General features: G+C 57.8%; 14 protein-coding genes and 1 pseudogene. 2 read left to right on the forward strand and 13 right to left on the reverse strand.

Annotation, left to right across the window (positions count from 1 at the left end; genetic code table 11):
- Positions 1-50: 50 nt before the first annotated feature.
- Entirely contained in the window at positions 51-5,759 is a 5,709-nt protein-coding gene (locus PSH97_RS14940; protein WP_305445568.1) for an AvrE-family type 3 secretion system effector, read from the forward strand.
- Positions 5,760-5,807: 48 nt separating this feature from the next.
- Positions 5,808-6,485 carry an aspartyl/asparaginyl beta-hydroxylase domain-containing protein gene (locus tag PSH97_RS14945; protein ID WP_305445569.1) on the forward strand — a complete coding sequence of 226 codons (678 nt, stop codon included), beginning with the start codon at positions 5,808-5,810 and terminating at the stop codon, positions 6,483-6,485.
- Between the two features lie 293 nt (positions 6,486-6,778).
- On the opposite strand, the gene PSH97_RS14950 is transcribed toward PSH97_RS14945, so the two are convergent.
- From PSH97_RS14950 to PSH97_RS15005, 13 genes and pseudogenes are all read right to left on the reverse strand, one after another.
- Positions 6,779-7,108, reverse strand: a complete 330-nt coding sequence (locus tag PSH97_RS14950) for an HrpW-specific chaperone (RefSeq protein ID WP_305445570.1) — start codon at positions 7,106-7,108, stop codon at positions 6,779-6,781.
- On the reverse strand, positions 7,108-8,718 hold the full coding sequence (locus PSH97_RS14955; protein WP_305445571.1) for a pectate lyase: 1,611 nt from the start codon (positions 8,716-8,718) through the stop codon (positions 7,108-7,110). The genes PSH97_RS14950 and PSH97_RS14955 overlap by 1 nt, the downstream gene beginning before the upstream one ends.
- 46 nt (positions 8,719-8,764) lie before the next feature.
- The gene (locus PSH97_RS14960) at positions 8,765-9,496 is read right to left on the reverse strand and encodes a hypothetical protein (RefSeq protein ID WP_305445573.1); all 732 of its coding nucleotides are present in this window, start codon (positions 9,494-9,496) and stop codon (positions 8,765-8,767) included.
- Positions 9,497-9,594: 98 nt separating this feature from the next.
- Positions 9,595-9,993 (reverse strand): type III secretion system chaperone, encoded by a 399-nt coding sequence (locus tag PSH97_RS14965; RefSeq protein ID WP_305445575.1) that lies wholly within the window; start codon positions 9,991-9,993, stop codon positions 9,595-9,597.
- Between the two features lie 280 nt (positions 9,994-10,273).
- Positions 10,274-10,669 carry a winged helix-turn-helix transcriptional regulator gene (locus PSH97_RS14970; protein WP_305445577.1) on the reverse strand — a complete coding sequence of 132 codons (396 nt, stop codon included), beginning with the start codon at positions 10,667-10,669 and terminating at the stop codon, positions 10,274-10,276.
- Positions 10,670-10,842: 173 nt separating this feature from the next.
- On the reverse strand, positions 10,843-16,302 hold the full coding sequence (locus PSH97_RS14975; protein ID WP_305445578.1) for an AvrE-family type 3 secretion system effector: 5,460 nt from the start codon (positions 16,300-16,302) through the stop codon (positions 10,843-10,845).
- Positions 16,303-16,876: 574 nt separating this feature from the next.
- A complete protein-coding gene (locus tag PSH97_RS14980; protein WP_305445580.1) occupies positions 16,877-17,020 on the reverse strand; it encodes an AvrPphF family type III effector in 144 nt (47 codons plus the stop codon).
- A 105-nt stretch (positions 17,021-17,125) separates the two neighbouring features.
- Positions 17,126-17,524 (reverse strand): CesT family type III secretion system chaperone, encoded by a 399-nt coding sequence (locus PSH97_RS14985; RefSeq protein ID WP_305445582.1) that lies wholly within the window; start codon positions 17,522-17,524, stop codon positions 17,126-17,128.
- A gap of 156 nt (positions 17,525-17,680) precedes the next feature.
- Positions 17,681-17,865, reverse strand: a pseudogene (locus tag PSH97_RS28695) (hypothetical protein); the annotation flags it as partial.
- 124 nt (positions 17,866-17,989) lie between these two features.
- A complete protein-coding gene (locus tag PSH97_RS14990; RefSeq protein ID WP_305445584.1) occupies positions 17,990-18,343 on the reverse strand; it encodes a negative regulator of hrp expression HrpV in 354 nt (117 codons plus the stop codon).
- Positions 18,344-18,652: 309 nt separating this feature from the next.
- Positions 18,653-20,662, reverse strand: a complete 2,010-nt coding sequence (gene sctC / locus PSH97_RS14995; RefSeq protein WP_305445585.1) for a type III secretion system outer membrane ring subunit SctC — start codon at positions 20,660-20,662, stop codon at positions 18,653-18,655.
- The gene (locus tag PSH97_RS15000) at positions 20,655-21,065 is read right to left on the reverse strand and encodes a type III secretion system chaperone (protein WP_305445587.1); all 411 of its coding nucleotides are present in this window, start codon (positions 21,063-21,065) and stop codon (positions 20,655-20,657) included. The genes sctC and PSH97_RS15000 overlap by 8 nt, the downstream gene beginning before the upstream one ends.
- The gene (locus tag PSH97_RS15005) at positions 21,052-21,273 is read right to left on the reverse strand and encodes an HPr kinase (protein ID WP_007906128.1); all 222 of its coding nucleotides are present in this window, start codon (positions 21,271-21,273) and stop codon (positions 21,052-21,054) included. The genes PSH97_RS15000 and PSH97_RS15005 overlap by 14 nt, the downstream gene beginning before the upstream one ends.
- Positions 21,274-21,337 lie beyond the last annotated feature (64 nt).

The raw sequence follows: 21,337 nt of genomic DNA on the forward strand, positions 1-21,337 counted from the left end.
AGGGATTTTCCGGGCGCGCGGCATATCAGCACGAGTCGAGGAGCATCTACATGATTCCATCATCAAACGTCCGGATCTCCAGTTCGGCTTCCGTGGATACCACGCAGCGAACCGGCGGCAGCAGCGATTTTCATCAACGGCCGGAACAACCGACCCAACGCAGCTCGCATTCACTGGGCAGCATCGGCAAACGCTTCAGGAAAAAGCTCGGCAAGCTTCTGCATATCGGCACGCCCTCCGGGAGCCGTCCGAATGCTTCGGCAGCGGCGTCTGGCGCTGCTGCCACCGTAACCACTGCAACCCCAGCGCCGGCAACGGCCACACCCGCCACCCGCCGACCACCCAGCCACAACTCGTTAGGCGCGCAACTTGAGCGCGCGCGCCAGCAGGAGAAAGCGGCCGGTAAAAAGCCGATGACACAGGGCCCGGCGAGCGACGAACCCTCGACGTCGGGGAGTGCAGAGAAAGAGTCGAAAGCCTCGAACAAACCGCGGACCAGGCTGCTGTCGGGTGGCGTGCACGAGCTGGTGACCACCCGCCCGCTGAAAAAAATGCCGGTCAAGCTGGAGTCAGTTCCGGAAGACCACTTCATCGACCCGCCTTTGGCGCCCAAAACCTCTGAAGGCCTCGACCACGAGCTCGCCGCCAGCCTGCCCAAACCGAAAGCGGCAGCGAAAGGCGAACAGAGCGCTGCCGATAAAACCCCACGCAGCGAGGCCAGCCCTTCACAGAGCCCTGCCACTACCGTCAGCGAGATCGAGGAGGTCGGTGACGACACCGGCCTGCACGGCATCAGCCTGCAAGACGGAAAAACCCCGGAGCAGGATGAACAGGCGGTCAAATCGGCGCTCAGGGAAAGTCGCCGGGACGGTGCACGGCTGCAGGGCGGCGACGGTTTCGGTCGTTCGATCAACGATCAGCTGGCGCCCACCGGCGAACGACCGCTGGCCAATGAATCGGGCCCCAAGTTGTCACGCAGCAATGCCGGGCGCTTCAACCATGGCACCGAACTGCTGGAGCGGACCCACGACCCGAAACGGCCCCTGAGCCTGGACCATGAAGGCCAGTTGCAGGTCGGGCGCATGGACCCGCCGGCGCTGGCCGACATCGTCCAGTCGAAACTCAAGACCGCCGACAACTCATTCGTCGCCCTGCACAGCGAGTCCGGGGCCAATAGCCACGAACATGTGCTGCTGGATAACAAAGGCAACCTGCTTCATCTCAAGCAGTCCGACACCGCCACCACCTTGCTGCGCAGCAGCCAGACCAGCGACGCCCACCCGTTCCTCAAGGACTTCACCGACGCCGCCCCGCAACTGCGCAATCAGAACGGCAGCCTGGGTCTGTACGGGCACAACACTCAAATCGGCAAGGAGATCCTCGACGCGCCCGGCAAGGCCCAGTTCAGCCAGTTGACCGGCGTCCACGAAGACCACAACGGCCAGCAACTGCGTCTGCATGACGACAAGCTCTATCGCTTCGACGCGGCCACCAAGGGCTGGCAAGCGCATCCGCAGCTGGCCGGGCAGACCTTCAGCGCCCTGAGCACCCAGGGCGATGGCAAGACCTACGGCCTGACCGACCAGGCGGTGGTCGACCTGAGCTCGCCAGAGCATCGGCGATACCCCGCCACTAACATCAAGGCCTTCTCCGTCAGCCGCGAGGGTGAAGCCGCCTTGCTCCAGGTCAAGGACGATAAACAAAGTCTCGGGCTGCTCGATCTGAGCACCCGTCCGGCCACGGCGCTCACCGCCAGCATCGACGTGAAGCTCGCCGATGATGCAGATGTCACCAGCATCGCCCTGACCAAGGAAGCGCTGTTGCTCAGCGATACCCAGGGCCGGCTGTACCGTGTCGACCGCCAGCAATTGGGCGGTGACCGCAGCGAACTGTCGCTGACGCCAGAGCAGGCCATCACGCACCCGGAGGTGAACCTGGGCGTGACCCACCAGGCCCAGGCGTTGATCGGTGACGACAAAGGCCAGGTGCATGCGCTGGTCAAGGATCCGGCCGGCCACACCCATGCCCACCCGGTCGATACCGGCAGCGGCTCGCTCAAGGCCGGCTGGAACCTGACCGACGCCATGGTCCTGAACAACACCCGCGGCCTGCCCGGCGTCACACCGACCCAGAGCAACACCTTCGACCTGGGCCGTCTCGGCAAAGTCGGCCTGGACAATCAGCAGGTCCAGCGTTGGGACGCGGCCACCCGTTCCTGGGGGCATACCGAGATCAAGGACGTCAGCCACCTGAGCATCGGCCTCGACAGCCGGGCCTACATGCTCCAGAACGGCACGCTGAAAAAACTCGACGTGAGCCAGGCCCCGGCACCGCAATCTTTCGGTCGCGACTATGCGCTGTCCCAGGCGACCCAAACCACCAAAGTGAGCGCCGGCAGCGCGATCGCCGGGCTGGAGGGGCGCACCATCACCGGTTTCGCCATGGTCAACCCGGAGCACTTCGTGGCCCTGGACGACACCGGCAAACTCACCGCCCATCACGAAAAAGGCGCGATGACCGAGCTGACCACCGAAGGTCTGAACGGCTCGATCAAGTCCCTGGCGCTGGACCAGCATTCGGACCTGTTCGCCCTGAACGATCAAGGGGAAGCCTTCCAGCTGGACAAGGAAGACTGGCAGGCCAGCGAGGCGAAACCGCGTCCCGAAGCGCAATGGAAAAAGATTGCCACACCGGACGACGAGCCGCTGGGCTCGCTGCGCACCGGTGATGACCAGCAATTGAACGCCACCCTGTTGCATGGCGACGATAAACCGCTGGCCCGGCAAAATAACCATGACTGGAAAGCGGTCGAACCGTCAGACAGCAAGGATGTGCTCGGCGACTTGCATGAGCGCCTCAACGATGGCGTCAAAACCAAGCGCATTCCCGGCACCGGTCTTACGGCGCGGTTCGCCGCCAGTGCCCTGGGCCGGGGAGGCATGGAAACGCAGAACCGGGTCAGTACCAAAGAATTCATCACCGCCCATGTGTTCAAGCCCACCCTGGAAATGCCGCGCTGGGTGAAGGCCACGGGCGACAGCCTGGTGCATACCGCCAAAGGCCGGGACGGTCTCAACGAGGTCTACCAGGCCGAGGGCAAGGTGTTCAAAAAACTGGAGGCCATTGCTGACGCCAATACCCCGCTGCCGGCCGCGGGCGAAGACCTCAAGTCACGGATCGCCCGGCTGGACCTGGGCCCGGAAGGCAAGGCGCTGGTTGAACAACTCGAGGGGTTTCGTAGCGAGCTGGAAAACCATGCGTACAAGAGCACCGTGCATCTGGGCCAGGAATATGGCCAGCTGAAAACAGTGCCGTTCCGTCAGTTCGAAGGTCTGCTCAACCAGCATGGGGAGTTCAATCCGGCGTCCAAACGCACGGCCCTGAGCATGGGCCTGTCCGATGTCGCGCGTAAGCTCAATATCAACAGTTCCGACCATAACTTGATGCAGGAGCTGCAGGGTGCCCTGAAGAAAATCGGCCCTTCGGAGGAGAACCGCACCGGCGAACTGCTGGGCAAGCTCGAAGAAAAGGGCATGAATATCTCCCACCAGAAGGAAGAGATTCCGCTGGGTCGTCGGCGCAATCCCAGTGACGACCTGGCCCTGACCAAGGCCCGCCTGGCGCTGGATGTCGTGGCCCTCAAGGACTTGTCCGATCTGGTGGGCAAGATCGAGAACGAGCAAAAGGAAGCCCAGGCACAGACACCCCAGCACCCGTCCCAGCCGGCCGAGCCACCGCGGATGCGCACCGCGCAAATCATGGAGTACCGCGACGGCCTGCTGCAACTGCGTGATGTGCAGTACGAAGAGCACCCGGTCAAGCAGGTCACCGACATGGGCTTCCGTGGGCATGCCAGCCTGGAGTCGACCTATGATGGCCTCAAGGCCTTCATCAAGGGCTTCAGTAAAACCGACCATGCCACCAGTTCCAACCTGCGTGCCGCCACCGGCAGCACCACCCAGAAGGAACTGGCCGGCACACTCAAGTCCGCGTTGAAACAGCTCGATCATGGCGATGATGAAATCAGCATACAACGCAGCTATGGCGCGAGCCTGTCCACCCCTTTCGTCGGTCTGATCGGTAAACCCTTGGGTCCCTTCCCGAATGGCAGTGTCGGCGCGGCCCGGACCTATACCATGAATGCCGAACGTGATGGTGAGGGTATCAACTTCTATATATTGCGCGATGGCGCCCTCTCGGCAAAAGCCGGTGTAGGAGCGGGCAAGGACGTGCTCACAGATATCACCGGAGAGAAGTCCAATAGCAAACCGATAGGCAACGATCGCACGTTCCAGCCAGCTATACGTCTGGATGCCGATGTGAGTGCCACGGCCACAGGCATCACACGCAATGGCCTTTTATTCAAGATTGCCGATGAGGATATCGACCAGTTCGTCGACCATTTGATCGACGGCAAGATCACCCCCATGGAGCTGATGAAAAACGGCTATTCACACGAGGTGCAGAAAGGGCAGCGTTTCAACTTCGACGTGAACCTCTCCGCCATTGCCGATGCTCGTGCCGGATTCGGCTTGAGTGAAAGCGGCAGTACGCCTTTGTCCGCAGCGGCCCGTGCCACCGGAGGGGCTAGCGTTAATGTCAATCTATTGAATTACAGCGACTATTCACTAGTCTCGACGATGGATAAAGGTACTCGTCGGGAAGGGGGCATGAACCGTCCACGCTTATTCACCAATGCCACCGCTGGTATTCATTTACGTACTCAAATTGCCGGTTCACATGCCCTCGTATCCGGTAGATCTTCAACGACTGAGCAAACCAACACAGCCCCTGCCATGCCAACAAAGGCCCCAACAGCCGGGAGCGCGGGACTAATTTCTGCTCCAGCGCTTTCCGGATCGGTGACGGTAGAGTCAAAAACGACCAAACGCGTCAAGTTTCTGTTTGTTGAAGCGCAACCCTTGAAAGGGTCGGACGTAAAGTCCGTATCCGGCGACTTGAAGAATGCCTTCAAGGACAAAGCCACCGAAAAAGAGCTGGCGAGACTCACCGAGCAGTCAACGTCTCCAGCGTCTGCGGAAGATCCCGAGAAGGCGCTCGAATCACACCTGGAAGGGCTGAATACGTATTTTGCAGACAAGAAGCCGCAAAATGACGAACAATATGCAGCGTTACGTGCCCTGACCAAGGCCAACAATCAACATGTGGCTGCAAAAAACCACCACAACATGCTTGATAACGCACGGTTTGAAAGCTCTTACACAAACCTGTCCCGCCTGGATCAGAACGGTGTATTGACCCAACTGCTGTCTGACTTGAATCCAACGCATGTCGAAAGCAACGCCGAACGGATTACCGGGTTCATGGCGCAAGACCCCAAACTCAATGCGCTGATAAAGCATCTTCAATCGACCGAAGGTACCCTCGCCCGCGTTCGACTGGAACTCAAGGACGGGCCAGCCGATACCGTGGATATCGGCTCGAGAAACGGCACTATCACCAATGATGACCTGAGCAAAATGCTCGGCACTCGCGACAATATGCGGATCAAGGCCATCACTGTTTTCCACTCCGTCACTCAACCTGAAAGCTTCACCACGCCGACCCCACTGCTCAGTGCCAGCAGCAGCGCCTCCCTGAGCATCAGCAAGACACTTGGCAAAATCAATTTCAGCTATGGTGAAAATCAAAACGTGCCGAAAAGCTACACCCTGGATGGCGACATTGCCAGGACCGACGCTGGCACTAAAGCGCTGCTGACCGAGTTGAAAGACGCAGGCCTGCAGCTCAAGAGTTAAACAGACAGTACCTCGCATCAGGCGTGTATTCGCAGGAGTACACGCCTGATGTGGTCACTGACAATCGCTGATTTTTCCTTATTCGCTCATCCGGAGTACCTTGCCGTGCGCCCCTCTTTTTATTCGCTGGATTCGTTCAAACCGTTGCTGGAACTGAAGAACAACTGGCAGATCATTCGCGACGAACTATCGCATCTGCATGCACCTCTGCTTGACATCGACCGGACCGACAAGAGCCATGGTCAGGTCTTCACAGAACTCAACCAGCACTTGCTTTCGGGCGGTGACTACGGCTGGCTCAAGGGCTGGGGGCAGGCAGGCGGTAATCGCGATTGGGTGCAGTTTGCGCTACAGGTACAGAACCAGCCGATCGAGGCCGCCCGTGCGTTTTTTCCCAAGACTCTAGACCTGCTCGGCGCCCTTGACGGGATCAAAGTGTGCTCCCTGGCGCGCCTGGCCGCTCACAGTTTCCTGACCTGCCATCGGCATCCGGAAATTTTCAGCGAGGGGCTGCTACAGATGCACATCACCCTGAGCGCCGCGACTGAAGGCAATTACGCGTACCTCAATGTCAACGGTGAGTTCCATCAGCATCGCCCGGGCGAGGCGGTGATCTTCGATGGCTCGCTCGATCATTTCGTGGTCAATGCCTCGAATGCCGAGCGTACGATCCTTTACCTTGAGTTCGACAAGGCCAGGATGGCGAGCCGTGGAGAGTTGGAGTAAGCCGCAAAAAACCGACGTCAGTTGCCGAACAAACCTACACGCAAACCGTCTGTTGCGGGCGCTCAGCCGGTTGACTGCCCTGCCCTCACTTCCTTTGCGCCCACCTGCCACGACTCATTCGTGATCGGGTGTGCAGCAACTGGCGCATGCGGTGCCGATGTTGCTGCGCGGTGGTTGTGATGTGATGGATGTGCTGGGGCAGCGGATTCGGGCGCGGGTCTGAGGAAAGCAAAAGATCGCGGCCCCAAACGAAAAAGCCCGGTCAAATGACCGGGCCTGGTTCCAGCGGTATATCAGTGCATGCTGGGGCTTGTGTCAGCGGCCCGCAGGATCCTGTCGGCAAATAGCCGCACTATCCAGAAAGCGGTCACGGCTGCATCGCTTTGCAGGTCCTGAGCAGTCGCATCACGCAAGAACAAGGTCTCCAGCCCATCGACATAGCGGTCGAATTGAAAGTGTCCGCTGCCTTGCGTCGGTTGATCGAGCGTCGCATGCAAGCGCCCGAGCACCAGGTCGATCGCGTATTCGAACGCCTTGCGTTGCTCCGGCGAAAGGTAACCGTCACCCTGCACCAGACTCTTCCAGCTTACAGGAATCTGATCCCCGGTCTGCTCGTCAGCCATCACACATTCTCCCGCTTGGTCGATTCAGGCAGTTTGCTGTAGGCGTTCTCGACATTCTGCAGATCGATATTGTGGGTCTTGAGCTTCAGGTCTTCACTGTCGCTTTTGACGAACGAGAACTTGCCATTCTCGGCACTGATGTTGTTCAGGTCGAGATTCCAGTTGCCTTGTTGACCGCCGTTAGTGCGCATGAAGGTGCCGAAATCCTTGACCTTGAAGTTATCGACATTCACGTTGGCATCGGCATTGAGCTGGAAGACCTTGTCATTGGCGCCCTGAGCGGAGCTATTGGTGACGTTCAGGTTGGTGGTCTTGGCACCGCCGTCCTTCACGGTCAACGCATCCTCGCCGACATTGGTCCAGTGCACGTTATCAACGTTGACCGCCTTCTCGCTCGCCGCCTTGACGTGAACGCCATCTGCGCCGTTTTCACCAATCACGACGTTCTTCAAGGTGGCGCCCTCGGCCAGTTCGAACAGAGGTTTTTGCCCCTCGCTTTGACCGCCATCACCCAGGGCCGAGCCTGCGGTGAAGGTCTTGCCGCCACCGTCAAAGGTTTCGCCAGGACCGACCTTGATGGTCTCGTTGACCACTGTCGGATTGCTCGATGCGCTCGGGAAATCGATGTTCGAAGCTCCGCCAGTGCTTGAAGTCGCATTGGAGGATGGCGCCAGACCTGTAGCGTCAGTGCCAGCAGGCGCCAATGCACCGCCACCATCGCCAGCAGTTCCGCTAACCGTAGGCGCTGCGCCCTCGGAACCACCGACCTCTGGAGCAGCACCGCCCCCTCCTCCGCCACCGGAAACCGGCGACGGGCTGCCGCCAGTCGAGACCAGCGAGGCGCCCTGGCCAGACGACGTATTGCCGCTTTTCGCAGCATCGCCGAAGGTTTCCGGGTGGCTGTCCATGAACTGACTGATCAACTCGAGCAGCTCTTTCAGGTTGCTATCCTGACTGACCTGGCCGCCGCCGTCGGCGGTCGGCGATACAGAGTTTTTCAACGAGCTGTCACTGAGGCTCTTCATCAAGTTGTTGAGCAAGTCTTCAATGCTCTGGCTGTCACCTGAGCCACTGGTGCCCCCCACGCCCGAGCCACCACCCAACTCGTTGGTGCCGCCCAGCGAGTTGAGTTGATTGCCGCCGGCACCCGCACCGCCCGAGGCGTCGCTGCCCTTGCTCTGGTTCGAGCCTTCGGCATTATCGCCACCCAGAACCTTCTCAAAGAGTGCCAGCAAAACCTGCTTGAGCAGTTCTTTGTCCGCCGCCTCATCACCGCCTTGAGTCGCGCCCTTATTGGACGTACCGCCTTGACCGCTGCCCTGGACATCGCTGTTGCCGCTCTTCAGCTTTTCCAGCAGATCGCTGATGGCACTGGAACCATCGCCACTTCCTGCACTTCCTGCACTTCCTGCACTGCCTGCGCCCTGTTGCCCTGAAGACGAATTGAGCAGCATTTCAGCCAGCAGGCCCGCCAGATCCTCCAGCGCCGAAGCACCGGACTGGCTGCCATTCGCGCCAGTCTGACCCAGTCCGGTGTCGCCCAGAGCGCCGATGCCATTGGCGCCGGAAGCACCTTGGCCAAGGTTTATTGTGATATTCAAGTCCGCCATATTTTAAGCCTCATGTCTAAGTAGCCAGTCGTTGGATTTCGGCGCTCTAAACTTTGGTGGTTGGCGCGTCGCCAACACCGGAAGTACCGCCACCGCCCTGTCCTGGCGTGCCGAACGTTTCTGGATAAGTGTCCATGAGCTGACCGACCATCCCGAGCATCTCCTGCGAGGTACCCTCCTTGCTGACCTGACCACCACCATCGGCAGTCGGCGTTACCGACTTCGACAACGAGCTGTCACCGAGGCTTTTCATCAACGTGTTGAGTAACTCTTCAAGGCCCTGGCCACTGCCAGCTCCACTCGCCCCACCCGGGCTGGCACCACTCGCGCCACCCGCGGCATCGACGCCCTTGCTCTGACTGGTGCCGTCACCACTCTCACCACCTTGCAGTTGCTTGAGGAGCGCCTGGAGGAGCTGTTTGAGCAAATCCTGACTGGCTGCATCTTCACCGCCCTTGGTTTGGGACGCATCGCCCTGACCGCTGTCCTGGGCGCCTTGAGTGCCTTGGGTGCCGCTCTTCAACTGATCCAGCAATTTGCTGAGGGCATCCGAGCCAGCACCACTGCCGCTCCCGGTGCCACTGGCGCCTTGTTGTCCTGATCCCTCGGACGACTTGAGCAGCAACTCGGACAGTGCCCCCACCAGGTCCTCCAGCGATGAACCACCGGTTTGACCGCCACCCAGGCCAGTCTGGCCCAGTCCCGTGTCGCCCGTACCGCCAAGACCGCCCAGGCCGGACGTGCCCAATGAACTTTGTGAAATACCTAAATCTGCCATGATCTGTAGCCTCGCTTTTGAGTGAATGGGATAGTTACTGACTGCAACCATCCCTCGCTAAGTGGCGCCGAATAACAGCCAGTTCCCTGTTATGGGCATTACGCCAACAGTCGCCCAAGCGAAGTACGGGTTTCCCGGACCTGCGCAATAAAACCGGTCACCCAATGGCAGAAGTGGTCTTCATTCAAATACTCAAGTTCGCGCTGAGTGCACAGACGTACCTCACCCCGATCAAGCGCGAGCCAGCAACCGCGCAAGGCAGAGATATCGAAGTTCAGATCAAGCAAGCGTTGCAGATTATCAGCACGTTTTTGTACGTTTCCGAGTCGACAGTGAAGGACGACATTTTCACTATGTTCCGGCAGTTCAATAACAGCTACTTGATTATCGTCATTGTCATAAAGTGCACATACTCCCTGTTGCAAAGCCAAGGGGAGACCCAACCGCTCACCCATCCGGTCGAGAAAGCGCTGAATAGTTTTATTGGAGTCCGCCATTTTTGATCCCTCTCATGTTAGCGCCTGCCGGACACACGTCTGGCTCAGCTCATGAGTGGAAAAACAGTGGCATGTGGTTCCTTCTGGAATCGAGCCGGACTCAGTTTTTCAGACCTGCCAGTTCCAGCGCTTGAACCATTGGAAGCCCGGACTCAGTCCAGCCCTGTCGAGCGTAGACGGTGGTTTGGGGCGCGCGAGGGAGCCCCGAGAAGTAATGTTTCATTCGGATCAGGGTTGTCATTCCAACAGCGATTCAGCCCATCTGTTTTTCATTGCAAGGCTAATCATGACCAGGCGGCAATTTTTCATCCTGTGCTGTCCGGGCAACGTTCGCCCTGGCCGCGGACATCGCCTGTTGGTGTACCAAGGCCCAGTCATAAAGTGATTGCAGGGCGACAATCAACTGCTGCCCAAGCTCGGTCAATTCATACTCCACTCGAGGTGGTATTGTCAGGTACATCGTTCGATTGATCAGCCCATCCTGCTCCAGACCTTTGAGAGTCCGCGTCAGCATGCGTTGTGAAATGCCTGCGACCGCTTGATGGATTTCGTTGTAACGTATTGGTCTATGGACCAGCGCGTCGACCACCTTCAGTGTCCACTTGTCGCCAATGCGCGCAAACAAATCAGTAAGTGAAAGGCACATCCCGGGCTCGTCATTACAGCCAATACTCATAACAATCCTTCTTGCAGATTTATGACAAAACATGCAGCAGCGCAATCACCAGCCCTAGTCCGGATGCGCTGCGATGTTAACGTTATCTATTATGAAAACAAAAATAAAGAGAACTTTATGAAACAGCCCTCCAGCAGTCGTCTCCCCCATTCGGCATTCTGATTGTTATTGGATCAGCTCTTGAGGTGCAGATCTGCGTCTTTCAACTCTTTCAATAGTTGTTTTTCGCTTGTCCTGGTTCTGGCGATATCGCCATCAAGGGTATAGCCCTTCGGCGTACTCTCATCCGCCCCGTAGATGAAGTTGATCTTGCCGAGTGTCTTGGTGACCGTCAGGGAGGAGCTACTGGCGGCACTGATGAGTGGTGTCGGCGTGCTGAAGCTTTCCGGCTGGGTTACACCGTGAAGAACCATGATGGACTGGATGCGCGTGTTGTCGCGGTTACCCAGCATCGTGGTCAGGTCACCATGAGTAATGGTGCCGTTCCTTGAGCCGATATCCACGGTGTCGGTCGCTTTGTCCTTGAGTTCATGCCTGACGCGGGCGACCGTGCCGTTGGTGGATTGAAGGTGCCCGATAAGGGCCTTCAATTTCGGGTCTTTCTCCATGAACTCGCCGATACGTTCAGCATTGCTCATGACATGATTTGGATTCAAGCCGGACGCCAGTTGAGTCAAGAGGGTTTTCTCGTCCAGACGTGACAGGTTCGTGTAAGCACTTTCGAACATCGCACCTGCGAGCTGGTTGTGATGCTCCTTGGCCGCAGCGTGCCGGTGGCCGGCTTTGGTCAGTGCGCGCAGAGCGGCATATTGGTCGTCATTCTCGGGTTGCTTGTTGGCGAAGTGTTTATTCAGCCCCTCCAGATGCGACTCAATGGCCTTGGCTGGATCTGCCGCCAACTCAGGCGCTTTCGACTGCTCACTGAGCCGAGCCAGCTCTTTCTGAGTGGCTTTGTCCTTGAAGGCGCTTTTCAAAGAGTCAGAGACTTTTCCGATGTCCTCCTCTTTCAAGGGTTGCGCTTCCTCGAACTTGAAATTGACCATCTTGGAAGTTTTCGACTCCACACTGATCGATCCGATGAGTTCCGGCGTGGAGGCGATAGCCATAGCTCCAGGAAGGGGGGCTTTTGCGCCACTGCCGGGAGCTGGGGCAGGCGGTGCGATCGTGCGTGCGCCGGCGACTTGAGCGCGAAGGAAAGCACTGGCGGTCGCTTTGTTCAAAAAGCGTGGACGGTTCATGCCCGACTCACGCACGGTAGCGTTATCCGAAGTCGATTTCATTGAATAATCGCTGTAGTTCAGCAGGTTTACACTGACGTTAGCCCCGCCTATGACGCGGGCCGCAGCGTTCAAGGGCGTACTGCCGGTCTTACTGAGATCGACCCCGACACGTCCATCGACCCCGGCGGTGAGGTTCACGTCAAAGTTGAAGCGTTTCGCCTGCTGTACCTCATGGGAATAGCCACTTTTCATCAGATCCATGGGGGTGATCTTGCCCGAGATCATATGGTCGACGAACTGGTCGATATCCTCATCGGCAATCTTGAACTGCAGGCCATTGCTTAAGGTACTCGTGGCCGTAGCGCTCAGACCTGCATCCATACGCACACCTGGTTGGAGTGCGCGATCGTTGCCTATCGGTATGCTGTTGGACTTCTTGTGTGTGAACTCGCTCAGTATGTCCTTGCCCGCCCCTACCCCAGCCGTACCCGAGAGTGCACCATCACGCGACATATAAACGACGATGCCTTCCTTATCACGCAAGGCACCCATGGTATAGGTCCGAGCCCCACCGACACTGCCATTCGGGAAGGGACCGAAGGGCTTTCCGATCAGGCCGACGAAAGGGGGGGACAAGCTCGCGCCATAGCTGCGTTGTATGCTGATTTCATCATCGCCATGATCGAGCTGTTTCAACGCGGACTTGAGTGTGCCGGCCAGTTCCTTCTGGGTGGTGCTGCCGGTGGCGGCGCGCAGATTAGTGCTAATGGCATGGTCGGTTTTGCTGAAGCCCTTGATGAAGGCCTTGAGGCCATCATAGGTCGACTCCAGGCTGGCATGCCCACGGAAGCCCATGTCGGTGACCTGCTTGACCGGGTGCTCTTCGTACTGCACATCACGCAGTTGCAGCAGGCCGTCGCGGTACTCCATGATTTGCGCGGTGCGCATCTGCGGTGGCTCGGCCGGCTGGGACGGGTGCTGGGGTGTCTGTGCCTGGGCTTCCTTTTGCTCGTTCTCGATCTTGCCCACCAGATCGGACAAGTCCTTGAGGGCCACGACATCCAGCGCCAGGCGGGCCTTGGTCAGGGCCAGGTCGTCACTGGGATTGCGCCGACGACCCAGCGGAATCTCTTCCTTCTGGTGGGAGATATTCATGCCCTTTTCTTCGAGCTTGCCCAGCAGTTCGCCGGTGCGGTTCTCCTCCGAAGGGCCGATTTTCTTCAGGGCGCCCTGCAGCTCCTGCATCAGGTTATGGTCGGAACTGTTGATGTTGAGCTTACGCGCGACATCGGACAGGCCCATGCTCAGGGCCGTGCGTTTGGACGGTGGATTGAACTCCCCATGCTCATTGAGCAGACCTTTGGACTGCCCCAGATGCACGGTGCTCTTGCGCGCATGGTTTTCCAGCTCGCTGCGAAACCCCTCGAGTTGTTCAACCAGCGCCTTGCCTTCCGGGCCCAGGTCCAGCCGGGCGATCCGTGACTTGAGGTCTTCGCCCGCGGCCGGCAGCGGGGTATTGGCGTCAGCAATGGCCTCCAGTTTTTTGAACACCTTGCCCTCGGCCTGGTAGACCTCGTTGAGACCGTCCCGGCCTTTGGCGGTATGCACCAGGCTGTCGCCCGTGGCCTTCACCCAGCGCGGCATTTCCAGGGTGGGCTTGAACACATGGGCGGTGATGAATTCTTTGGTACTGACCCGGTTCTGCGTTTCCATGCCTCCCCGGCCCAGGGCACTGGCGGCGAACCGCGCCGTAAGACCGGTGCCGGGAATGCGCTTGGTTTTGACGCCATCATTGAGGCGCTCATGCAAGTCGCCGAGCACATCCTTGCTGTCTGACGGTTCGACCGCTTTCCAGTCATGGTTATTTTGCCGGGCCAGCGGTTTATCGTCGCCATGCAACAGGGTGGCGTTCAATTGCTGGTCATCACCAGTGCGCAGCGAGCCCAGCGGCTCGTCGTCCGGTGTGGCAATCTTTTTCCATTGCGCTTCGGGACGCGGTTTCGCCTCGCTGGCCTGCCAGTCTTCCTTGTCCAGCTGGAAGGCTTCCCCTTGATCGTTCAGGGCGAACAGGTCCGAATGCTGGTCCAGCGCCAGGGACTTGATCGAGCCGTTCAGACCTTCGGTGGTCAGCTCGGTCATCGCGCCTTTTTCGTGATGGGCGGTGAGTTTGCCGGTGTCGTCCAGGGCCACGAAGTGCTCCGGGTTGACCATGGCGAAACCGGTGATGGTGCGCCCCTCCAGCCCGGCGATCGCGCTGCCGGCGCTCACTTTGGTGGTTTGGGTCGCCTGGGACAGCGCATAGTCGCGACCGAAAGATTGCGGTGCCGGGGCCTGGCTCACGTCGAGTTTTTTCAGCGTGCCGTTCTGGAGCATGTAGGCCCGGCTGTCGAGGCCGATGCTCAGGTGGCTGACGTCCTTGATCTCGGTATGCCCCCAGGAACGGGTGGCCGCGTCCCAACGCTGGACCTGCTGATTGTCCAGGCCGACTTTGCCGAGACGGCCCAGGTCGAAGGTGTTGCTCTGGGTCGGTGTGACGCCGGGCAGGCCGCGGGTGTTGTTCAGGACCATGGCGTCGGTCAGGTTCCAGCCGGCCTTGAGCGAGCCGCTGCCGGTATCGACCGGGTGGGCATGGGTGTGGCCGGCCGGATCCTTGACCAGCGCATGCACCTGGCCTTTGTCGTCACCGATCAACGCCTGGGCCTGGTGGGTCACCCCCAGGTTCACCTCCGGGTGCGTGATGGCCTGCTCTGGCGTCAGCGACAGTTCGCTGCGGTCGCCGCCCAATTGCTGGCGGTCGACACGGTACAGCCGGCCTTGGGTATCGCTGAGCAACAGCGCTTCCTTGGTCAGGGCGATGCTGGTGACATCTGCATCATCGGCGAGCTTCACGTCGATGCTGGCGGTGAGCGCCGTGGCCGGACGGGTGCTCAGATCGAGCAGCCCGAGACTTTGTTTATCGTCCTTGACCTGGAGCAAGGCGGCTTCACCCTCACGGCTGACGGAGAAGGCCTTGATGTTAGTGGCGGGGTATCGCCGATGCTCTGGCGAGCTCAGGTCGACCACCGCCTGGTCGGTCAGGCCGTAGGTCTTGCCATCGCCCTGGGTGCTCAGCGCGCTGAAGGTCTGCCCGGCCAGCTGCGGATGCGCTTGCCAGCCCTTGGTGGCCGCGTCGAAGCGATAGAGCTTGTCGTCATGCAGACGCAGTTGCTGGCCATTGTGGTCTTCGTGGACGCCGGTCAACTGGCTGAACTGGGCCTTGCCGGGCGCGTCGAGGATCTCCTTGCCGATTTGAGTGTTGTGCCCGTACAGACCCAGGCTGCCGTTCTGATTGCGCAGTTGCGGGGCGGCGTCGGTGAAGTCCTTGAGGAACGGGTGGGCGTCGCTGGTCTGGCTGCTGCGCAGCAAGGTGGTGGCGGTGTCGGACTGCTTGAGATGAAGCAGGTTGCCTTTGTTATCCAGCAGCACATGTTCGTGGCTATTGGCCCCGGACTCGCTGTGCAGGGCGACGAATGAGTTGTCGGCGGTCTTGAGTTTCGACTGGACGATGTCGGCCAGCGCCGGCGGGTCCATGCGCCCGACCTGCAACTGGCCTTCATGGTCCAGGCTCAGGGGCCGTTTCGGGTCGTGGGTCCGCTCCAGCAGTTCGGTGCCATGGTTGAAGCGCCCGGCATTGCTGCGTGACAGCTTGGGGCCCGGTTCATTGGCCAGCGGTCGTTCGCCGGTGGGTGCCAGTTGATCGCTGATCGAACGACCGAAACCGTCGCCACCCTGCAGCCGTGCACCGTCCCGGCGACTTTCCCTGAGCGCCGATTTGACCGCCTGTTCGTCCTGCTCCGGGGTTTTTCCGTCTTGCAGGCTGATGCCGTGCAGGCCGGTGTCTTCGCCGACCTCCTCGATCTCGCTGACGGTAGTGGCCGGGCTCTGTGAAGGGCTGGTCTTTTTATCGGTAACGGTCTGTTCACCTTTCGCTGCCGGTTTGTTCGAGGCTTGCGGCTCTTTTTCTGCACTCCCTGATGTCGAGGGCTCATCGTTCGCCGGGCCCTGTGTCACTGGTTTTTTACCGTCCAGTTTCTCCTGCTGGCGCGCGGCCACCAGTTGCGCGCCTAACGAGTTGCGGCTGGCGGGTCGGCGGGTGGCGGGTGTGGCCATGGCTGGCGCTGGGGTTGCTGCGGCAGCGGTTGTGGTGGTGCCAGACGCCGCTGCCGAAGCATTCGGACGGCTCCCGGAGGGCGTGCCGATATGCAGAAGCTTGCCGAGCTTTTTCCTGAAGCGTTTGCCGATGCTGCCCAGTGAATGCGAGCTGCGTTGGGTCGGTTGTTCCGCTCGCTGATGAAAATCGCTGCTGCCGCCGGTTCGCTGTGCGGCATCCACGGAACTCGAACTGGACATCTGACCAAGGGGGGATAGCTTCATGTTTGTCTTCCTTAATTTTTATCCGTCAGCGCGGACAGGCCCCATCCTGGAGCGGTATTAGCGTTCAGCTCTATAAGTGACAGTTCAGCCAAGCCAGTTCCATAAAGACCTTAAAAAATGTTGTGTCACTCCCGAGTGAGGTCTTTTGGTCATACGTTAAGGTAAGAAAATGCTTGCTATAGCTATCCATAAACATCCTGCCCGGCAGTACCGGACAGAATATCGATAGCAGCGTTTGAACATGTCGGTGAAGTGTTCTCCATAATCAGTGGCCCAAACCGACGGCAGAACGAGATCGGGTTCTTGATCGGTAGAGGCAAAGGGATTCCGCCCCCTCACTATCAACTAATTTTGCAGAGAGTCTGATCTTAAGTGTTCTATCTGTAGATATAGCACTGTCAGAATTTGGAAGGGACGGAAGAACGACTATCGCCTTGGTTTGTGTATTGGAAACACCTGGAGACTGCCCAGCGGCATTGCCCCCTCGCCATACCCGCTATAACTGGCAGGCTCAGGCGCTCGTCGAGAAGGTAATGAACTTCCAAAACAAGGCACTGGGCAATTTTCGGGTCGACTAGTCGTTAATAATTTGCGCACGCACCTTTTTATTTTTCGGCAATGTAACAATCAGCGCATTAGCAGTAATGCCATTGGAGGCAACAGATGAGACATCCTTATACACCTTGCCCCCCTTGTCCAAAAAGTCGCCAAGCCTCATCTTAACCGCCCCCCCCAGAACCTGAAGGCTGCCTTGGGCTAACCGGTGGGCTATATACGTTGTGGGAACTCGTTGTTCCGCAAATATTCCCCATACTCATCTACCTCACTGTACAAAACTATAAGTTTTTTTAATATTGCTGCCGACACTTAGAAGATCTTCAAAAACCCTACGCATCTCGACATTATTCACTTCAATCAGAGGAACTCGAGCATGTAGAACCCCGACTCCATCTTTGCCCAAGCCTAATGTGAAAAACGGCTTTCTGAAGCTAAAACCATTCAGGCTTAACAAATCAATTAGAATCTCACTAGTCACCTTCTTAAGCGCACCAAGCTCAGCAACAAAATATATCCATCTAAATTTGTCTTGATACACCTTTATAGAAATTCCGCTTTCGAATTGGAAGCAATAGACCTCATCTTCATGCTGCTTGTTCGGCAAGCTAGACATACTATAGTCTCTAACCAACCCCTCAATCAGAAGATCAAATGCATTTTTCATAGCACACCTCAATAAAATACGCTGCTAAGTGGTCGATCAAGCTAAAATGGTTCCATCTATTTTGTGGAACACCGTCTCTGCAGTTGGAGTTTTTAATACAGGAACAATGACAAGCATCAGCGATATACCCGCCTGTTGCTCGAAGCAGTACAGCGAAACGACTCGTTCGCAATACTCATATGTGGTTAAACAGGGCTTTTGGCATCCACCACAGGAAGGGAATCAAGTAGAGTGGGGAATCAGATCGATCTGTAGCGCGTCGCCATCAAGCTTGATCATGACGACAGAAAACGCTCCCAAAAAGGAAGGAAGGTATTATGTCGCGCATAAAAAACGCCGATTTGTTAAATGTGTTTGCTCGCACGAACATCATCAATCAAAGCGGCGTTCTTGTACCTGTGTTGCCCGGGATTCCGTGAAGAGCCAAAATAATGGCATTCGGTTCCTTCTGGAACCGAGCCAGATTCAGTGTTTCAGACCCGCCAGTTCCAACACCTGAGCCAGGAATTGCTCCAGTGCATCGCTGGAGCGCTGCTCGCAGGGCAGCGCATGCCAGATAACGAACGTATGCTGGCTATCAAGGCAAATATAATAACCATCGAAGGTTTCTACATCTTCAAAGCGGCGCTTCAACGTATCGGAAAAAAGGTTCGGTCGTTGCGCACTGTGCCGAATATTCAAGGCAATGCCCCAACCGACACCCTCCTCACGAAAGACAAGTTCTATACCGGGAGCCCATTGCCAGACACTGGCTCGTCCATCACCGACATGGGTAATGAAACTGTGTTGATCGGCACTTTGGATAATCACTTCATTCATGCAGCAACACTCTACTGTAATCACTCTGTCCGTTGCGTAAAGCCGGTGACCACCAAACACTCAACTGCTGCTCATTAGACACGGGGCTTGCACAGTCAGACGAATGGCAGTTCGTTGTACCTATAGAGGAACACCCACTCAAAAGCAACTGACTCCCGATCAACAAAAAAGAAAAATAGTTAACCTTCATACTTATATCCCTTTACTTTCATCGCTCCTGCCACCCGCAATAGTAAGACTAATTATTGAAGTACCTGGACAGGCAACAACATGGAATCATGATTAATTAATCAACTTAATTATCTTTCTTCACAACGGCAATAATGACACTCTCGATGGTATTCTCGGCACACCAGAAACTGCAACAGGACGCAAGGCAATAAAAACCTCAGCAGACTCCCCGGGCTTCAACAAGGTATGCGGCCAGACCGTCACCGCAAGCGTCTGCGGCCCGGCACAGGATTGCTCTTCGAACTGAAGCGGCCGCTTGCCGATGTTGCGCACCACACCCACGGCAACACTGTAGTCGACTCCCGCGAACCACTGCCCCTTTCCAGGCCTGAATGCCAGGGGCTGATCGCCGACCTTGCAAAGATCCCGTACCGCCGCGCCAGATGACACGGCGTTGACCCCGGCGGGAATGCGCCCCTTGACCAACTCACCCAAGGCATTGGCCAGCTTATCGCGCAGCTGGGCGTCCTTACCCGGCGATCCGGTGTGCGCCAACGCCGCCGCCAACTGGGGTTTGTTCTCCGCTGCCAGGTAACGTGCCGGGTCCACTTGGTCGCCAATCAGCCTCGGGGTCAGGATGAACAGCCGCTCGCGTCGTGAGTTTTCCCGGCGTTTGGAGGAAAACAACGGCCCCACCAGCGGCAGATCGCTCAGCAATGGAACCCGGTCCTCATGATCGCCGCTTTCATCGACATGGAAGCCGCCGATGACCAGCGATCGATTCTCACTGATGACCGTTTGAGTACTGACATTGCTGCGTTTGATCCCAGGCGTGGTGCTGTCGGCGTTCTGTTCGATCTGGCCATCTTCGATGTCGATGATCAACTGAAAGCGGTTTTGCGCGCCATTGGGTATGGTTCGCGGAATCACCTGCAAACTGGTGCCGGCGGTGACCGGTTGAATGTTCGCCACCCGCTCGCCGGTGGCCGTGATATACACGGTCCGGCTGAAATCGATCACCGCCGGCTGGTTTTCCAGCGTCAGTACTGACGGATTGGCGATCACCGACGCTACACCCTGACCTTCCAGGGCCTGTATCTCGGCAAAGAAACGCTTGAAGTCGCTGATAAAGAGCGTCGACGTACCACCGGTCAACAAGGAACTGCCGAAACTGACTGCTCCTGCCTGAGCGTTCCAGCGCGACTCCAGACGCGATAACTGGGTGCGATCGATATCCAGAATTACCGCATCGATCTCCACCAGATTGCGTGAAACATCCAGCTGCTCGACCAGCTTCTCATAGACACTGTACTTCTGCGGGTCGTCATAAATCAGCAGCGCATTGTTACGCGAGTCAGCCACCACCTTTTTGTTGGACTTGCTCGCGGAAGTTGCGACGGATCGAGGTTTGATCGTATCTCGCCCGCTCGCCAGGGTCTGGATTTTCTCCCGGGCCATGTCTGCCAGGCCTTGGTAGGCTTGTATGCTGTCTTGAAAACCCACCGGCGAAACGGGTATGCGTCGGCTGTCGAGCAGACCGTTAAGCATATTGGCCACGCCCGGAATCACCAGACTCTGATCGCGATAACGAACTTCCCGATCGTCCACCGAGGCATACCGCAAAGGGAACATCATGACCTGCTGTTTCTCTTCAGGCTTGACCTTCTCTTTGCTGAAGCCGCGGATAAATTCGACGTAACTCGAGGGGCCGCTGACCAGTACCACACCTTCGTCGGGCAGCTCTCCCCAGCCGAAGCGTTTATCCAGCAAACCGATATCCGTCAGAGCCTGCTTCAAGTCGGGCGCAGCATCGGCGGAAATCTCCAGGCGCTGAGAAACCTGTTCGGTCTGAGGGCTCACATACAGCTTGCCGTTATAGAGAAACCACTGGAACTGATGCTCCAGCGCCAACCGGTTGAGAAACTCTTCGGCATTGGCTGAACGTATCTTTGCGTTCACCACACCGTTAACCCCATGCATGCTCAACTTGACTCCGTACGACTCAGCGAAGTCGGCAAGCACTGTCGACAAGGGTGTTTCAACCGCTTCGTAGGCGTAGGCCGACTGGCGCCAGTCCTCCGGGACTCCCGCCATCGCCGGTAGCGCCAGGGCAGCCAGCAGGGATAACCAGCAAAGTCGCTTAAACATAAGGTCTTCCCATCAAGGTAGGTCGGTCCGGGCGTCGAATCGCCGCAGGGGCTTGCGCGAGCAACGCTTGCCAGACATCGCGCTGATTGGCCAATGACTCCAGTGCACGGATGATGGCCGAGCTGTCATCGCTCATCAGGCGCTGCAAAAGACACAGTCGACGTTCCTGGGGATCGAGCGCCAATGCACCGGCAAAGCGTCCAAGGCTGGGACCGCAAAGACGCAGTGCAGCCTCAAGCGAAGTATCGTCGCCACGCCACACCGTGCTGAGCATCGCGCAGCACAGCACCCCTCCTCCGCGTCGCTGCAAAGACATCCGGGAGCTATCGACCGCCAGGCTCAGCGAATGCTCACCACTGTCCAGCCAACGCTCGACAGTCAGACTGAGCTCAGCGGATTTCATTGATGATTGCCTTGGCGAGGTTGTGCTTGACCACCACCTCCTGATTCGCCGCCCAGGAGGCGGTGGATGTCTGACGCATGGCGGTGTTGAAGGCGTGCCAGTCATCCGGGGAAAGGCCATCCATCTCTACGGCAGATTTGTCCAACTGTTGTTGCGTGCGCTCGAAATTGCTGTCGAGACGGTGTCGGATTGCTTCCAAAGAAAACATGGTGATACTCCTGGTTCTTGATTCTCTCATGAGTGGTACGGCGCCCACTTAGGTTCCATCGCAT

The organism is Pseudomonas cucumis (assembly GCF_030687935.1).
Classification (GTDB): Bacteria; Pseudomonadota; Gammaproteobacteria; order Pseudomonadales; family Pseudomonadaceae; genus Aquipseudomonas; species Aquipseudomonas cucumis.

Coding starts and splice junctions, on each gene's coding strand:
- PSH97_RS14940 (WP_305445568.1), top strand. CDS start 51: ATGATTCCATCATCAAACGTCCGGATCTCCAGTTCGGCTTCCGTGGAT.
- PSH97_RS14945 (WP_305445569.1), top strand. CDS start 5,808: ATGTGGTCACTGACAATCGCTGATTTTTCCTTATTCGCTCATCCGGAG.
- PSH97_RS14950 (WP_305445570.1), bottom strand. CDS start 7,108: ATGGCTGACGAGCAGACCGGGGATCAGATTCCTGTAAGCTGGAAGAGT.
- PSH97_RS14955 (WP_305445571.1), bottom strand. CDS start 8,718: ATGGCGGACTTGAATATCACAATAAACCTTGGCCAAGGTGCTTCCGGC.
- PSH97_RS14960 (WP_305445573.1), bottom strand. CDS start 9,496: ATGGCAGATTTAGGTATTTCACAAAGTTCATTGGGCACGTCCGGCCTG.
- PSH97_RS14965 (WP_305445575.1), bottom strand. CDS start 9,993: ATGGCGGACTCCAATAAAACTATTCAGCGCTTTCTCGACCGGATGGGT.
- PSH97_RS14970 (WP_305445577.1), bottom strand. CDS start 10,669: ATGAGTATTGGCTGTAATGACGAGCCCGGGATGTGCCTTTCACTTACT.
- PSH97_RS14975 (WP_305445578.1), bottom strand. CDS start 16,302: ATGAAGCTATCCCCCCTTGGTCAGATGTCCAGTTCGAGTTCCGTGGAT.
- PSH97_RS14980 (WP_305445580.1), bottom strand. CDS start 17,020: ATGAGGCTTGGCGACTTTTTGGACAAGGGGGGCAAGGTGTATAAGGAT.
- PSH97_RS14985 (WP_305445582.1), bottom strand. CDS start 17,524: ATGAAAAATGCATTTGATCTTCTGATTGAGGGGTTGGTTAGAGACTAT.
- PSH97_RS14990 (WP_305445584.1), bottom strand. CDS start 18,343: ATGAATGAAGTGATTATCCAAAGTGCCGATCAACACAGTTTCATTACC.
- sctC (WP_305445585.1), bottom strand. CDS start 20,662: ATGTTTAAGCGACTTTGCTGGTTATCCCTGCTGGCTGCCCTGGCGCTA.
- PSH97_RS15000 (WP_305445587.1), bottom strand. CDS start 21,065: ATGAAATCCGCTGAGCTCAGTCTGACTGTCGAGCGTTGGCTGGACAGT.
- PSH97_RS15005 (WP_007906128.1), bottom strand. CDS start 21,273: ATGTTTTCTTTGGAAGCAATCCGACACCGTCTCGACAGCAATTTCGAG.